Source organism: Sneathiella chinensis (assembly GCF_012720115.1).
GTDB lineage: Bacteria > Pseudomonadota > Alphaproteobacteria > Sneathiellales > Sneathiellaceae > Sneathiella > Sneathiella chinensis.
Genome location: NZ_VNWN01000002.1, coordinates 226,939 through 241,587 on the forward strand (window position 1 = coordinate 226,939; position 14,649 = coordinate 241,587).

General features: G+C 57.9%; 12 protein-coding genes. 8 read left to right on the forward strand and 4 right to left on the reverse strand.

Translation table 11 applies throughout. The features are described 5' to 3' along the window. Positions 1-91: 91 nt before the first annotated feature. The 3 genes from FQB27_RS01100 to gltB all read left to right on the forward strand — a co-directional run bounded on the left by FQB27_RS01100 (position 92) and on the right by gltB (position 7,466). Positions 92-1,042, forward strand: a complete 951-nt coding sequence (locus FQB27_RS01100; protein WP_169559030.1) for a complex I NDUFA9 subunit family protein — start codon at positions 92-94, stop codon at positions 1,040-1,042. A 419-nt stretch (positions 1,043-1,461) separates the two neighbouring features. Continuing rightward, positions 1,462-2,898, forward strand: a complete 1,437-nt coding sequence (locus FQB27_RS01105; protein WP_169559031.1) for an NAD(P)-dependent oxidoreductase — start codon at positions 1,462-1,464, stop codon at positions 2,896-2,898. 20 nt (positions 2,899-2,918) lie between these two features. Further along, positions 2,919-7,466, forward strand: a complete 4,548-nt coding sequence (gltB, locus tag FQB27_RS01110; RefSeq protein ID WP_169559032.1) for a glutamate synthase large subunit — start codon at positions 2,919-2,921, stop codon at positions 7,464-7,466. 93 nt (positions 7,467-7,559) lie between these two features. Here the strand turns inward: gltB and FQB27_RS01115 are convergent, their stop codons facing one another. Then, positions 7,560-8,114, reverse strand: a complete 555-nt coding sequence (locus FQB27_RS01115) for a TMEM165/GDT1 family protein (protein WP_169559033.1) — start codon at positions 8,112-8,114, stop codon at positions 7,560-7,562. Positions 8,115-8,413: 299 nt separating this feature from the next. Here FQB27_RS01115 and FQB27_RS01120 point away from each other — a divergent pair, with 299 nt between their 5' ends. The 5 genes from FQB27_RS01120 (at position 8,414) to FQB27_RS01140 (ending at position 12,420) form a co-directional block, all read left to right on the forward strand. After that, a complete protein-coding gene (locus FQB27_RS01120; protein ID WP_169559034.1) occupies positions 8,414-8,683 on the forward strand; it encodes a hypothetical protein in 270 nt (89 codons plus the stop codon). A 77-nt stretch (positions 8,684-8,760) separates the two neighbouring features. Further along, positions 8,761-9,429 (forward strand): FtsZ-binding protein FzlA, encoded by a 669-nt coding sequence (fzlA, locus tag FQB27_RS01125; protein ID WP_169559035.1) that lies wholly within the window; start codon positions 8,761-8,763, stop codon positions 9,427-9,429. Beyond that, positions 9,410-10,579, forward strand: a complete 1,170-nt coding sequence (gene queG, locus FQB27_RS01130; protein WP_169559036.1) for a tRNA epoxyqueuosine(34) reductase QueG — start codon at positions 9,410-9,412, stop codon at positions 10,577-10,579. The genes fzlA and queG overlap by 20 nt, the downstream gene beginning before the upstream one ends. Next, on the forward strand, positions 10,566-11,054 hold the full coding sequence (locus FQB27_RS01135) for a class I SAM-dependent methyltransferase (RefSeq protein ID WP_169559037.1): 489 nt from the start codon (positions 10,566-10,568) through the stop codon (positions 11,052-11,054). The genes queG and FQB27_RS01135 overlap by 14 nt, the downstream gene beginning before the upstream one ends. A 244-nt stretch (positions 11,055-11,298) precedes the next feature. After that, positions 11,299-12,420 (forward strand): GGDEF domain-containing protein, encoded by a 1,122-nt coding sequence (locus FQB27_RS01140; RefSeq protein WP_169559038.1) that lies wholly within the window; start codon positions 11,299-11,301, stop codon positions 12,418-12,420. A 9-nt stretch (positions 12,421-12,429) separates the two neighbouring features. Here the strand turns inward: FQB27_RS01140 and xth are convergent, their stop codons facing one another. The 3 genes from xth to FQB27_RS01155 all read right to left on the reverse strand — a co-directional run bounded on the left by xth (position 12,430) and on the right by FQB27_RS01155 (position 14,560). Beyond that, on the reverse strand, positions 12,430-13,227 hold the full coding sequence (gene xth / locus FQB27_RS01145) for an exodeoxyribonuclease III (protein WP_169559039.1): 798 nt from the start codon (positions 13,225-13,227) through the stop codon (positions 12,430-12,432). Positions 13,228-13,254: 27 nt separating this feature from the next. Next, positions 13,255-13,851: a hypothetical protein gene (locus tag FQB27_RS01150; protein WP_169559040.1), complete on the reverse strand. Its 597-nt coding sequence runs from the start codon at positions 13,849-13,851 to the stop codon at positions 13,255-13,257. Positions 13,852-13,930: 79 nt separating this feature from the next. Then, entirely contained in the window at positions 13,931-14,560 is a 630-nt protein-coding gene (locus tag FQB27_RS01155) for a LolA family protein (RefSeq protein ID WP_169559041.1), read from the reverse strand. Positions 14,561-14,649 lie beyond the last annotated feature (89 nt).

Sequence of the window (14,649 nt, forward strand, 5' to 3'; positions counted from 1 at the left end):
CGGTCCGATGACGGTAGATAAATGCCCAGAAATGATGAGCAAAACTGGGGCAGCATGGGTGTTTGCCGCCCCTAACCAGAGGAATTCAAAAATGTCTGCGGGTCTGATTACAATTATCGGCGGCTCCGGCTTTATTGGTCGCCATCTTGTCGGGCGATTGGCTTCCAGGGGATACCGGGTGCGGATTGCCGTCCGCGATACGGAAAAAGCAGCACAGCTTATGACACAGGGCAATGTGGGTCAGGTTGTCGGCATGCAAACCAATATCCGCAATCAGGCATCCGTTGAGCGGGCCGTTGCCGGTGCTGATATTGTTATCAACCTTGTGGGGCTTCTGTTCGAATCCGGATCGCAGAAATTTAACGCCGTCCATGTAGAGGGCGCAAAGCGGGTTGCCGAGGCGGCAAAGGCGGCCGGTGCCCGTCAACTGATTCACATGTCCGCGCTTGGTGCGGATGAAAAAAGCGAATCAAACTATGCCCGGACAAAGGCCGAAGGCGAGAAAGCCGTGAGTGAGGCGTTTGAAGGCGCCACCATCCTGCGTCCGTCCGTGGTGTTCGGCGCCGGGGATGACTTCACCAACAAATTTGCACGGCTGACCGCCTGCCTGCCAGCCTTGCCGTTGGCAAATGGGGGCCGCGCCCTGATGCAGCCGGTCTGGATCGAGGATCTGGCCGATGCCATCGTAAAAATCATCGAGACCCCGGAACAGCAGGGCAAGATTTTCGAATTTGGCGGACCGGAGCAGGTTTCCCTGCGCGCCATTATCGAATCTATCCTGACGGAAACCCGTCGGTGTTGTCCGATCCTGTCCGTTCCGGCAGGCCTGATGAAGGTGCAGGCGTTGTTCCTGTCCCTGTTGCCGGGCACACCCATGTTGACCATCGATCAAGTTCGCCTGCTGGAAGAGGATAACGTGATCAGCGGCACGGCTGCCGGTTTTGCCGATCTTGGGATTGCCCCAACGGCCATGGGCAGTGTTATTCCCTCTTATGTGCGGCGCTTTCGGCGCGGCGGCGGTTTGAAGGAATTGCACGGCTGATCCTGCCTTAAACCGGATCTCTTTTATCGAAGCTGTCGGCAGTCTCTGCCGGCAGCTTTTTTTGTGCCCGCTGCCAGAATACCTATAAAACAATTGGGTCCGAATTGAGACTAATTAATTCAGGGTGAGTCATTCATCTTCTCGGAAAAAGCGTTTGTAGAATTTTGTTTCAAAAAATAGGACAGCACAGCTGTCTTAAATGTGTGTTTTTGCTTTTCATAAGATTAGTTTTCGGTTAGAAAGACACTCCCGAGGGCGGAAAGCCTATAAAAACCGCCTGTGGCCAACGGTCTCTCACAACCGGGAAAGTCTCCTTTTCAGAAGGGGCAGGGCGACACGGGACTAGAAAACAAAGACGAGAATGAAACGAACTGCCTCGGAGCCCTTATTGGGGTCGGAGCTGAGCTGGGATCGCCTGTATGTCTAAAAATATGCTGAAATTTGTCTCTCTGGAAAAACAGATGCCCGTAAAGCGGGGGGCGGAAGCGCGCCGGGAAGACTTCAACGAGATTTATGACGAATTTACGCCGAAAAAGGCAAAAGAGCAGGCGTCTCGCTGCTCCCAGTGCGGCATTCCCTATTGCCAGGTTCATTGTCCGGTTCAGAACAATATTCCCGACTGGTTGAACCTGACGGCCAATGGCCGGTTGGAAGAGGCATATGAGCTGAGCCAGTCCACCAACAGCCTGCCGGAAATCTGTGGTCGCATCTGTCCGCAGGATCGCCTGTGCGAAGGGTCCTGCGTGATCGAGAAGGGATTCGAATCCGTTACCATCGGCGCGGTTGAGAAATATATTACCGATACGGCGTGGGAAAATGGCTGGGTAAAGCCGGTAACCCCGGTTCGCGAACTGGAACAGAGCGTGGCCATCATCGGCGCCGGTCCGGGCGGTATGGCCGCAGCCGACCAGCTCCGCCGCAAGGGTTATCAGGTTCATATGTATGACCGTTATGACCGGGTGGGCGGCTTGCTGGTATACGGCATTCCGGGCTTCAAGCTGGAAAAACATGTGGTCGAGCGGCGCGCCCGCCTGCTGGAGGATAGCGGCGTGACCTTCCACCTGAATTTTGAGGTCGGCCGGGACGCCACCCTGTCGGAACTGCGCGAAAAGCATGATGCGGTGGTGATTGCCACGGGCGTCTACAAGGCCCGCGATATTGCCCTGCCGGGCAGTGGCCTTGCCGGGATCGTTCCGGCGCTGGATTACCTGACCGCGTCAAACCGCAAGGGACTTGGCGATGCCGTTCCCGCCTTTGAAAGCGGGGAATTGAACGCCGAAGGTAAGAATGTGGTGGTGATTGGCGGCGGCGATACGGCCATGGACTGTGTCCGGACGGCGGTTCGTCAGGGGGCTAAATCCGTGAAATGCCTGTATCGGCGCGACCGCAAGAACATGCCGGGCTCGCTTCGGGAAACCCGCAACGCCGAGGAAGAGGGCGTCGAGTTTGTCTGGCTGTCCGCCCCGAAGGCGTTTCTTGGCGATGACAAGGTAACCGGGGTCAAGGCCATCAAGATGCATTTGGGCATTGCCGATTCCACGGGCCGTCAGGTGCCGGTGGAAATCGAGGGGTCGGAACATGATCTGGATTGTGACCTCGCCATCAAGGCGCTGGGCTTTGATCCCGAGGAACTGCCGACCCTGTTTGACGAGCCGGAACTGAAGGTCTCCCGCTGGGGAACTGTTGCGGCGGACCCGCTGACCCAGATGACCAATCTGGATGGGGTGTTCGCCATTGGCGATATCGTGCGCGGGGCGTCGCTGGTGGTCTGGGCCATCCGGGATGGCCGGGAAGCGGCGATCTCCATCGATAAATATCTGAAAAATGCAGCGGCTCCCAAGTCGCTGGCGTCCTGATCCAAGGGTTGAGGTGAAACATGACAAACGAGAACAACATGGTTTCCGGTGAAGAATTCGTGAAATCCTGGACGGACAACGCCAACTTCCTGAAAGAAAACGGCCTGTATAATCCGGCGGATGAGCATGACAACTGTGGTGTGGGTCTTGTGGCGGCCCTTGACGGCACCCCGACCCGGGCGGTTGTTGAGGCCGGGATCGATGCCCTGAAGGCCGTATGGCACCGGGGCGCGGTGGACGCGGATGGGAAAACCGGTGACGGTTGCGGTATCCATGTCCAGATTCCGCAGGACTTCTTCAAGGAACATATCGCCCGCACCGGTCATGAGCCGCTGGATGGCCGTCTGGCCGTTGGCATGGTGTTTCTGCCGCGGACCGATTTCGAGGCGCAGGAAACCTGCCGGACCATCGTGGAATCCGAGGTTCTGAAGTTCGGCTATTATATCTATGGCTGGCGTCAGGTGCCGGTCAATGCCAGCATCATCGGCGAAAAGGCCAATGCCACCCGCCCGGAAATCGAACAGATCATGATCGCCAACAACCGCGGGGTTGATGACGAGGTGTTCGAACGGGAACTCTATATCATCCGTCGCCGGATCGAGAAGGCGGTTCTCAATGCCCATATCTCCGGCTTCTATATCTGTACGCTGTCCTGCCGGTCGATCATTTACAAGGGGATGTTCCTTGCGGAACAGCTGTCCTCTTTCTATCCGGATCTGCTGGATGACCGGTTTGTGTCCAACTTTGCCATTTACCACCAGCGGTATTCCACCAACACCTTCCCCACATGGCATCTGGCCCAGCCGTTCCGCGTGCTGGCCCATAATGGGGAAATCAACACCATTCGCGGTAATACCAACTGGATGAAAAGCCATGAAATCCGCATGGCGCACAAGACATTCGGGGACCTCAGCGACGATGTGAAGCCGATCATTCAGGCGGGCAGTTCCGACAGTGCGGCGCTGGATGCGGTGTTTGAGGTTCTGGTTCGTGCCGGGCGAAGCGCCCCCATGTCCAAGACCCTGCTGATTCCCGAAAGCTGGTCCAACAATGCGTCCATGCCGGAAAGCCACAAGGCGCTGTATGCCTACAGCAACTCGGTCATGGAGCCGTGGGACGGCCCGGCCGCCATTTGTGCCACCGACGGCCGCTGGGTGATCGCCGGACTGGACCGCAATGGCCTGCGTCCGCTGCGTTACACCATCACCAATACGGGCATGCTGATCGTTGGTTCTGAAACCGGCATGGTTCCGGTCAATGAATTGCAGGTGGAACGCAAGGGCCGTGTGGGGCCCGGTGAAATGATCGGTGTCGATCTGGCAGACGGAAAATTCTATTTCTCGGATGAACTGAAGGATCGTCTGGCTGCGGCCCAGCCGTTCGGAAAATGGATCGAGAATATTGTTGAACTTGAAGAAGTTCTGAAGGATGTGGACGAGAACCGCAAGTTCGATCGGACCGAGCTTCGCAAGCGCCAGATCCTGTCTGGCTGGAGCCTTGAGGATCTGGAACTGATCCTGCATCCCATGGCCGAGGACGGCAAGGAAGCGGTTGGTTCCATGGGCGATGATACACCGCTTGCGGTGCTGTCGAACCATTATCGCGGTCTGCACCACTATTTCCGCCAGCGGTTCAGTCAGGTGACAAACCCGCCGATCGACAGTTTGCGCGAACGCCGGGTCATGACCTTGAAAACCCGTCTTGGCAACCTGAACAATATTCTGGACGAGGACCCCAGTCAGGCGGAAATCCTGTCTTTGGAATCACCGGTCCTGACCAATGGTGAGTTTGAGGCCATGCAGAAATACATGGGCGATACAGCTCATGTGATTGACTGTACCTTCGATCCCACAGAAGGGCCGGAAGCCCTGTCGAACGCCCTTCGCCGTATCCGCGACGAGGCCGAGGATGCCGTTCGCGGCGGATGCGCCCACCTGGTCCTGAGTGATATGGAGGCCGGGCCGGATCGGGCGCCGATCCCTAGCATTCTGGCCGCTGGCGGGGTGCACACCCATCTGGTGAAAGAAGGCCTGCGGACCTTTACCTCGGTCAATATCCGGACGGGTGAATGTCTGGATGTGCAGTATTTTGCGGTTCTGGTCGGCGTCGGAGCCACCACCATCAACCCGTATCTGCTGCAGGAAAGCATTGCCGATCGCCACGACCGGGGCCTGTTCCCGGGGCTGGACCTGAAGGAATGCCTGCGCCGCTCCAAGGACGCGGTCGATAATGGCCTGCTGAAGGTCATGTCAAAGATGGGCATTTCCGTTCTCAGTTCCTATCGCGGTGGGTACAATTTCGAGGCGGTTGGCCTGTCCCGGGCGCTGGTGGCGGAATTCTTCCCCGGTATGCCGTCCCGGATTTCCGGTATCGGTTTGCCCGGTATTCAGCACAAGGTCGAGGAACAGCATCGCAAGGCCTACCGCGAGGATGTCATTGCCCTGCCGGTTGGCGGTCTGTATCGCTACCGGGCGCGCGGCGAGGTCCATTCCTTTGACGGTGAGTTGATCCATATCCTGCAGACGGCTGTCGAGAAGGACAGCTATTCCATGTACAAGAAGTACAGTGCTGGCCTGCGCAATATGGCCCCGGTCAATCTGCGCGACCTGCTGGACTTCAAGTCTGACCGGTCCCCCATTTCCATCGATGAAGTGGAAAGCATCACCGAAATCCGTAAACGGTTTGTGACCGGTGCCATGAGCCTGGGGGCCCTGTCCAAGGAAGCCCACGAGACATTGGCCATTGCCATGAACCGGATCGGCGGCAAGTCGGACAGCGGTGAAGGCGGCGAGGATGTCAGCCGTTTCACCCCGCGCCCGAACGGTGATAACGCCAACTCCGCCATCAAGCAGATTGCCTCTGGCCGGTTTGGTGTGACCGCCGAATATCTCAATAACTGCGAGGAAATCGAGATCAAGGTGGCCCAGGGGGCAAAACCTGGTGAAGGTGGTCAGTTGCCCGGCTTCAAGGTGTCGGAAATGATTGCCAAGCTCCGCAATTCAACGCCGGGCGTGACGCTGATCTCTCCGCCGCCGCATCATGATATCTACTCCATCGAGGATCTGGCGCAGCTCATCTATGACCTGAAGCAGATCAATCCGGAAGCCCGCGTTTGCGTGAAACTGGTGGCCGAGGCCGGTATCGGTACGGTTGCTGCCGGTGTGGCCAAGGCGAAGGCTGACGTGATCATGATCTCCGGCAATTCCGGCGGGACGGGCGCCAGCCCGCAAACCTCCGTCAAATATGCCGGTGTGCCGTGGGAAATGGGCCTGCCGGAAGTCAATCAGGTGCTGACCCTGAACAAGCTGCGGCACGGGGTGCTGCTGCGTGTGGACGGCGGGATGAAAACCGGCCGGGATATCGTCATCAGTGCCATGATGGGCGGTGAGGAATTTGGTCTTGGCACCGGGGCGCTAGTGGCGCTGGGCTGTATTCTGGTACGGCAGTGTCACTCCAACACCTGTCCGGTGGGCATCTGTACGCAGGATGAGGACCTGATCAAGAAATATGAAGGCACGGCGGACAAGGTGGTCAACCTGTTCAGCTTCCTTGCCGAGGAAGTGCGTGAAATTCTGGCCTCTCTGGGTTACCGCTCCCTTGACGAGATCATCGGTCGCAGCAACCTGCTGACACAGGTCAGCCGTGGCTCTGCCCGTCTGGATGATCTGGACCTGAACCCGCTTCTGGCGGAAGCCGATGCGGGCGACAACCCCCGGACCTGCACCAATACAGGACCGGTTCCGGTGCCGGAAACGCTGGATGCCCGGATGATCATGGATGCGGCCAGTGTGTTCAGCAAGGGCGGTGAAAAGCGCCAGCTTGCCTACAGCATCCGCAACACACACCGGGCCATCGGGACCAAGCTGTCCTCGCAGATTGTGCGGACCTTTGGCATGAAAGGGCTGGAGCCCGGCCATATCACGGTGCGCCTGCGCGGTTCCGCGGGTCAGTCCCTTGGCGCGTTTGCGGTGCAGGGCCTGAAGCTGGAAGTATTGGGCGATGCCAACGACTATTGCGGCAAGGGCCTGTCCGGCGGCACCATTGTGGTCCGTCCCATGACCTCCAGCCCGATTACGTGGAATGAAAATACCATTATCGGGAACACGGTTCTGTACGGGGCCACATCCGGGTATCTGTTCGCGGCCGGTCAGGCCGGTGAGCGGTTCGCGGTTCGGAACTCCGGCGCGGTTACCGTGATCGAGGGTTGCGGCACCAATGGCTGCGAATACATGACCGGTGGTACGGTTGTGATTCTGGGCGATGTGGGCGGAAACTTTGGCGCCGGTATGACGGGCGGTATGGCGTTCCTGTATGATCCGGACAACAAGCTGCCGCTCAATATCAACGACGAATCCGTTGTCTATCAGCGGATTGCCTCCAGCCACTGGGAAGGGGAATTGCGCTCCCTTGTGGAAGAACATTACATCAATACCAGTTCCCCGCTGGCCGAAAAACTTCTGGCCCACTGGGAAATGGAACTGGGTCAGTTCTGGCAGGTCTGTCCGAAGGAAATGATTAACAAGCTGTCCCATCCCCTGAGTGACGAACAGGAACGGGAAACCGCCTGATCCTTTTCTGGTGTCCTAAAAAAGAGAGCCCCGTTTTTCAGCGGGGCTCTTTTTGTATCAGGGCGGCAGGGTGTGTCCGGCTGGCCGGGCGGATCAGGATAGCAGGGACCAGATGCCGACGGCCACAAACGTGGCGGCGGCCAGTTTTCGGACCGCGTTCATGGGGATACGGTCCATCAGGGCCTGTCCCGCATAAATCACCGGCACATTGGCCAGCATCATGCCAAGGGTGGTGCCGGCGGTGACCAGAACAAGGGCCTGATACTCGACCCCCAGCAGGACCGTGGCAATCTGGGTCTTGTCGCCAATTTCGGCCAGAAAGAACAGCCCCGTTGTCACGCCGAAAACGCCGAACCTGTCAAACAGGGTGGAGGGTTCCTCGTCCTTGTCGGGGACCAACAGCCACAGCCCCACGGCAATGAAACTGCCCCCGACGATCCATTGTCCGGCGTCGCTCTGGAAAAACTGGCTGGCCCATCCGCCCAGCCACGCGGAAGCCGCATGGTTGGCCAGTGTTGCCACCAGAATTCCGGCAATAATGGGCAGGGGTTTGCGAAAGCGGGTGGCCAGCAACAGCGACAACAGTTGGGTCTTGTCGCCGATTTCGGCCAGCGCAACGGTAACCGTTGAGGTGAGGAAGGCTTCCATACAAATACACTCGAACAACAAGGTGGATGCAAAAACAGTTTGCTTTATTAGGAGGAGGGGGCCCCCCTGTCAAGGAAGCGGCAGGATTTTCAGTATCGCCTGTGATCTGCCCGGCAGGAATTACCACAGGCGGGGCGGCAAGGGCGCTGGGCAGCGAGCGGAAAGCCGCGAGTATATGGGTAACAGATTGTTTTGTCGGGATGTTTTCAAATACTGGGCGGGCGGTCCTGAACTGGCCCGAACTTTGCTTCTGTTGGGGGAGAATAGGAATACAGCCGTCCCGTAACAGGAGATCCAGAATGCAGACCACACCGTCAATGGTTTCACCCAGCCCGTCCCGAAAAGCCGGATATGCCGATCCGATCATTGATCAGGGGGATGTAAACTGGGCGGCCCGCAAGTTTATCCTGCTGTTCGGCGAGGATGCGGCGGATTGGGCCCTCAGGGAAGTCACCCGTCTTGAACTGGAAGGCAAGCTGCATGTGGCCGAGATGTTCCACCGGGTTGCCAGCGAATGCGCCCGTCTTCTGCAGAAAAGTGAAAAATTGCGGATTGTCAGCATGCACTGACCGGGAAGGGGGCAGTTTCTGGAAAAATTCCCAATCTGCCTATTCTCCAAACCTTGTGCGTGGGGTATTCTGACCCCATGCGTATACTTTATCATTTCTGGATTTCGCCGGCCTGCCGCAAAGTCCGCCTTGCCCTGAATGAAAAGGGTCTCAAATATGAACTGGTGGTGGAAAAGGACTGGGAACGCCGGGATGGCTTTCTGGCCCTGAACCCTGCGAGTGAGGTGCCGGTTCTGGAAGACGAGAACGGTGCCGTTCTGGCAGACAGCCAGGCCATTGTGGAGTATCTGGAGGAAACCTACGAGGATGTTCCTCTGTTGCCGAAGGATCCGTCCCTGAAGGCGGAGGCCCGGCGCCTGATCGCGTGGTTTGACCGGAAATTCCAGACCGAGGTCACGGACAATCTGGTCGAGGAAAAACTGATGAAGCGGCTGATGCGGGCCGGAACGCCGAACACGGCAGCCATTCGCGCCGGCCACCACAATATTCATTATCATCTGGATTATATCTCTTACCTGACAGAGCGGCGAAGCTGGCTGGCGGGGGATGAGTTCAGCCTTGCCGATATTGCGGCGGCGGCGCAGTTGTCGGCCGTCGATTATCTGGGTGATGTCCCGTGGGAGCAGCATCCGACGGCAAAAATCTGGTATTCCCGGATCAAGTCCCGTCCGACATTCCGCCCGCTGCTGGCGGATAATCTTCCGGGCATGCCTGCCCCGAAACATTATGCCGATCTTGATTTCTGAGCCGGACAAGCAGGCACTTCTTGATAAGGCAATCGTCGAGGGGTTCGATGTGGCCCGGATCACGAGCGCCGCGATTGGACCGGCGCCGGGGGACCGGCTTTCCGCTTTTCTGGAACAGGGTCGACAGGGGGACATGGACTGGCTGCAGACCAAGGCGGACTGGCGGCGGCATCCCCAGAACCTGTGGCCCGAAGCCCGCTCCGTTGTCATGCTGGGCCTCAATTACGGGCCGGAGGAAGACCCGCGGGCGCTGGCCGACCACCCGGACAAGGGGATTGTCTCGGTCTATGCCCGGGGCAAGGATTACCACGATGTGGTGAAAAAGCGGCTGAAGCGGATTGCCCGCTGGATGGTGCAGACCTATGGCGGCGATGTGAAGGTGTTTGTGGATACCGCGCCGGTGATGGAAAAACCACTGGCCGAGGCGGCCGGATTGGGATGGCAGGGCAAGCATACCAATCTTCTCAGCCGGGAATTTGGCTCGTGGCTGTTTCTGGGCTGTATCTTCACCACATTGGAAATCGCGCCGGACAGCCCGGCCACCGGGGGGTGCGGGCAATGCACGGCCTGTCTTGATGCCTGTCCCACAAACGCCTTTCCGGCGCCCTATCAGTTGGATGCGCGGCGCTGCATTTCCTATCTGACCATCGAGACACGGGCGCATATTCCGCGCCCCATGCGGCCCTTGATCGGCAACCGGATTTACGGCTGTGACGATTGTCTGGCGGCCTGTCCGTGGAACAAGTTTGCGCAAACCTCGAAAGAGATGGCGTTTGTCTCGAAAGATCAGTTGAAGGCACCGCTTTTGGCCGATCTGGTGGTGTTGGATGATCCCGCCTTTCGCGCGCTGTTCGCGGGCTCCCCGGTCAAGCGGCTGGGGCGGAACCGGTTTATCCGCAATGTGCTGATTGCCCTTGGCAATGCGGGTGATCCGGGTGTTCTGTCCGCAGTGCGCCCCTTGCTGGACGATCCATCGCCGATTGTGAGGCTTGCCACAGTCTGGTGTTTGGCCCGTCTGGAACGCCGGGAAAGTTTTGAACAACTGTACGCAACCCGGTACACTTTTGAAGACGATGCCGATGTCCGCGAGGAATGGGAGGTTGGCTTGACGGGTTTCGACAGGAAGGAAGGGGCCAATGAGCAGGCTTGACAGTTTTATCCGGCGGGTCACCGCACAGCGGGATTGCCTGAACCGGGCGGCGGAGTTGCTGGCCGGGACCAACGGGGTTGTTCTGGAACTGGGTCTTGGCAATGGTCGGACCTATGACCATCTTCGCAGCCTGTTTGGCGCGGGGGATATCTATGTCTTTGATCGCCACGTCAAGGCGCACCCGGACTGTATCCCCGATGATGAACACATGATTATCGGGGATTTTCTGGAAACCCTGCCACAGGCGGGGAAGGCGCTGCCCGCGCCCGCCAAGCTGGCCCATTGCGATATCGGGTCGGGGGACAAGGCGGCCAGTGTGATGCTGGCGGAAAAACTGGGGCGGATTTTGCCCCCCTTGCTGGGGTCCGGCAGCCTGATTGTCAGTGACCAACCCTTTGTTGTTTCCGGGTGGGAAGCGGTCTCTCTGCCGGACGGGGTTCAGGAAGGGCGATATCATATCTACAGACAGGTATGATTTCGTTTTATGATCTTGTTTTCAAAGGGATAGTCCGGCAGAAAAACGGACTATCCCTTTTCTGATTCAGGGGGTATAGTGCCCCCTCAAATTTCCGATATACGAGGAAAAGCGCGCGTTTTGGATGGTCCTTTGCCAAGGATCGGAACGCTGTGCGGCCCGCTACCCGGATTGCGCAGGCCGCCTTTTTTGCTCTATTTTCCTAAAATAGAAAAGTGCGATTAATAGGGGGCGGTCGCAGAGAATGACACAGTTTGTGAAAACCACGCTCATTGAGCAGATGGGATATTCGGAGCGGGAAATCGCCCGCCGGCAGCATTACCTGAATTTTGGCGATGGGGACAAGGCCTGTCTTGCGGCCTTTCTGGATACCGTGAGCCCGTCGGCAGACGCCCTTGTTGAGCAGTTCTACAGATTTCAACTGACCCTGCCAGAGGCTGAACTGGTTATCGGCGATGCGGATACCCTTGTGCGGTTGAAAATCTATATGCGGGACTATGTGCGCAGCCTGTTCGGCGGGGTGTATGACGAGCCGTATGTGAATACACGGTTGCGGATTGGCATGGTACACAAACGCATTGGTGTGCATCCCCGGATTTACATGCAGGCGCATATCGAGTTGCAGAGATTGCTGGAGGAAGAGATCAAACGCCACCTGACCGGCGAGGTGAGGGAGGCGACCCTGACGGCGCTTCGCAAGGTTCTCCTGTTCGATGCGGAACTGGTTTTCGATGCCTTTCTTGAAACCTATATGACCGAGATACAATCCATCACCCGCGAGGTGGAGACTTATGCCTCACAGGTGGGTATTCGGGTTGATTCCATGCTGAACCGGGTGCATCAGAAGGCGCGGCGGGATGCGCTGACCGGCCTCTATAACCGGCGGGCGCTGTATGATTTCATCAAGCATGAAAGTCTGGTTGCCGAACGACATGGGCTGTCCTTCCTTGTTGCCTATATGGATCTGAACGGGTTCAAGCAGGTCAATGACCAGCATGGACATCATGCCGGGGATGAGGTGCTGGTTCAGGTCGCCAACGCCCTCAATTCCTCAACCCGTGATGTGGATATCACGGCCCGGTATGGAGGTGATGAATTTGTGGTGGTCATGCCACGGACCACGTTAAGGGATGCGGAAGGCCCATTGCGCCGGATGACCGACAAGATAACCCGCGACTGCCCCTATCCGGTGACGGTGAGCATGGGCGTGGTTCAGGCTGGCCCGATCCATATTGATGAAGTGGAAGAGTTGATCCGCAAGGCGGACATGCTGATGTATGAAGCCAAGAAGCGCGCCCGTGTGGACGGGGCGCATCACTGGCAATATGAGACGGCGCTTGAAGATAGTCGCTCCGCCGCCGGGTAAGGGCAGGGATCAGGGCGCCAGATCGAAATCCACAATGACCGGAGCATGGTCGGACGGTTTTTCAAGGCCCCGGGCCTCAAGGTCAACGGACATGGCAGTATAGGTGCCTTGCAAGGCCGGGGTGACCCAGACATGGTCAAGCCGCCGTCCCTTGTTGGTTTTTCGCCAGTCCTTCGCCCGGTAACTCCACCAACTATACAGCCGCTCGGTCTCGGGCACGAAATGGCGCATCACGTCAATCCAGTCGTGGGAGGCCATGATCTCGCTCATATGCTCCACCTCGATGGGGGTGTGGCTGACGATTTTCAAAAGCTGCTTGTGGCTCCAGACATCATTTTCCAGCGGGGCCACGTTCAGGTCTCCCACCAGGATCATTTTGTTATCGTCAGACCGGCGCTCGCGGAACCAGGCGGTCATTTCCTGCATGAAGGCCAGTTTGTGGGCAAACTTGTCATTTTGTTCCGGGTCCGGAATATCGCCGCCTGCAGGAACGTAGAAATTGTGAAGTTCGGTGCCGTTTTCGAAGCGGACGGCCAGATGTCGCTTGTCATCCCGCCCGCACCACAGGGGGGATTCGGTCACCTCGATGGGCAGCCGGGAAAAGGTCGCAACCCCGTTATAGCTTTTCTGTCCGCGGATGCCGTGGAACTCATATCCCAGCTTGTTAAAGACTTTTAAGGGAAATTCGTTGTCGGTTACCTTGGTTTCCTGCAGGCAGATGACATCGGGACTGTGGGTCGCCACCAGATGCTCAACATGGGCAAGACGGGCACGAACAGAATTGATATTCCAGGTGACAAGACGCATAAACTTATTCCGCTACCAGAACGATTTTTAGAACAGGTTGAAACTGTTGCCGGTAATGGCGATGGGCCAGCGCCCCATTTCGAACAGCTTGTATTTCAGGGCAAAGGGATGGTCGTCCTCTTCCCCGGCGGCCAGCACAAGGGCGGCCTGATGGCAGGTCTGGATGGCGGCCCCGGCGGCGGCGCGGATCAGTTCCTCATCCTCAATGCCCTGCTCTTCGGCCATGTTCTCAACCGCATGGCTGACAAGGGGGGAGGCGGTCGCCGAAATATGGGTGAGGGCCATGTTAAGGTCCTCTTCGGTGATCAGTTCAAGGGCGGATGCGGTCAGGGCAACGCGAAGCTGTTCCTCGGCCTCCCACCATTCGGAATTCCAGTCGGGACTGGCGGCGGCATAGGCGGCCTCTTCCCAGTTTTCGATTTCCGCCACATAGGCATTGGGGAAGCCAAGGGCCTGCGCATACCGGTTCGCGGCCTCAATGGTGCCCTTGCCAAGCGGCAGGCCCACGGACTGAAACCACGAAACCTGCGGCAGAAGCTGGGTAAAGCGCGCCACGGAAACAAGCGTGGGATATTCCTCGATATCGGGGAAATCGTCGCTGAAGTCGCTGTCGTCCTGCATCATGACCTGTTGCTCATCCGGATGTTGAAATCACCCGCGTTGGTAACACGATTTGCCGCGCCGGGATAGGGGAGGGGCGGGCTTAATTGTTCGATTTGTCATAGTCGCTGTCAAAAAAGGTGAACAGCTTGGCTTCGAGGGGGAGGTTTCTCTCCACATCGCTCAGGGTGATGCTGGTGGTGTTGCCCTGCACATCGGTGACCAGCCACTGACGCAGCTTGAGCGGGCTTTCGCGAAAGACCAGTGTAATGCCGCCTTCGTCCGGCTCCTTGGTGTTGATCACATTCAGGCGCAGGGTGCCGGCGTCCCGTTCCACGGAAATGACCTGTACGGCCCCCTTGAAACTGACGGTTTCCTCCAGCAGGACACTCAGCGGGGTGGAGCGGAGCGGCAGGCGGGTGGTTTCGTTGAGTTCCTTGTCATGCATGACAAGCCAGGTGCCGTCTGCCACCACCAGAATCTGGGCGGGCGGTTCATATTCAAACCGCATGCGGCCCGGACGGCGCAGGTAGACGTCGCCCTGGGCGATCATGCCTTCCGCATTGATCTGCAGGAACCGGGCCTTCATGGACTGGATATCGTTCAGATAGGCCTCGACACGGGCAATCTGTTCCCTGTCGTCAAGGGACAGGTCCGCCGCCTGCACCGGCAGGATCACCCCCAGAAGGGAGACAAGCGCGGCAGGCAGCAAAAATTTGAACATATTCCGCATGGCATCGGTCCTCTGTCTCGGTCCAGAATGTTCTGGATATAATCGGTCTTGTTTTTAATGCCAGTGCATTTCGTCGAAACCATGGCAGG

Bases quoted from the DNA above. Each gene is read 5' to 3' on its own strand.
- FQB27_RS01100 (WP_169559030.1), top strand. From the start codon at position 92: ATGTCTGCGGGTCTGATTACAATTATCGGCGGCTCCGGCTTTATTGGT.
- FQB27_RS01105 (WP_169559031.1), top strand. From the start codon at position 1,462: ATGTCTAAAAATATGCTGAAATTTGTCTCTCTGGAAAAACAGATGCCC.
- gltB (WP_169559032.1), top strand. From the start codon at position 2,919: ATGACAAACGAGAACAACATGGTTTCCGGTGAAGAATTCGTGAAATCC.
- FQB27_RS01115 (WP_169559033.1), bottom strand. From the start codon at position 8,114: ATGGAAGCCTTCCTCACCTCAACGGTTACCGTTGCGCTGGCCGAAATC.
- FQB27_RS01120 (WP_169559034.1), top strand. From the start codon at position 8,414: ATGCAGACCACACCGTCAATGGTTTCACCCAGCCCGTCCCGAAAAGCC.
- fzlA (WP_169559035.1), top strand. From the start codon at position 8,761: ATGCGTATACTTTATCATTTCTGGATTTCGCCGGCCTGCCGCAAAGTC.
- queG (WP_169559036.1), top strand. From the start codon at position 9,410: ATGCCGATCTTGATTTCTGAGCCGGACAAGCAGGCACTTCTTGATAAG.
- FQB27_RS01135 (WP_169559037.1), top strand. From the start codon at position 10,566: ATGAGCAGGCTTGACAGTTTTATCCGGCGGGTCACCGCACAGCGGGAT.
- FQB27_RS01140 (WP_169559038.1), top strand. From the start codon at position 11,299: ATGACACAGTTTGTGAAAACCACGCTCATTGAGCAGATGGGATATTCG.
- xth (WP_169559039.1), bottom strand. From the start codon at position 13,227: ATGCGTCTTGTCACCTGGAATATCAATTCTGTTCGTGCCCGTCTTGCC.
- FQB27_RS01150 (WP_169559040.1), bottom strand. From the start codon at position 13,851: ATGATGCAGGACGACAGCGACTTCAGCGACGATTTCCCCGATATCGAG.
- FQB27_RS01155 (WP_169559041.1), bottom strand. From the start codon at position 14,560: ATGCGGAATATGTTCAAATTTTTGCTGCCTGCCGCGCTTGTCTCCCTT.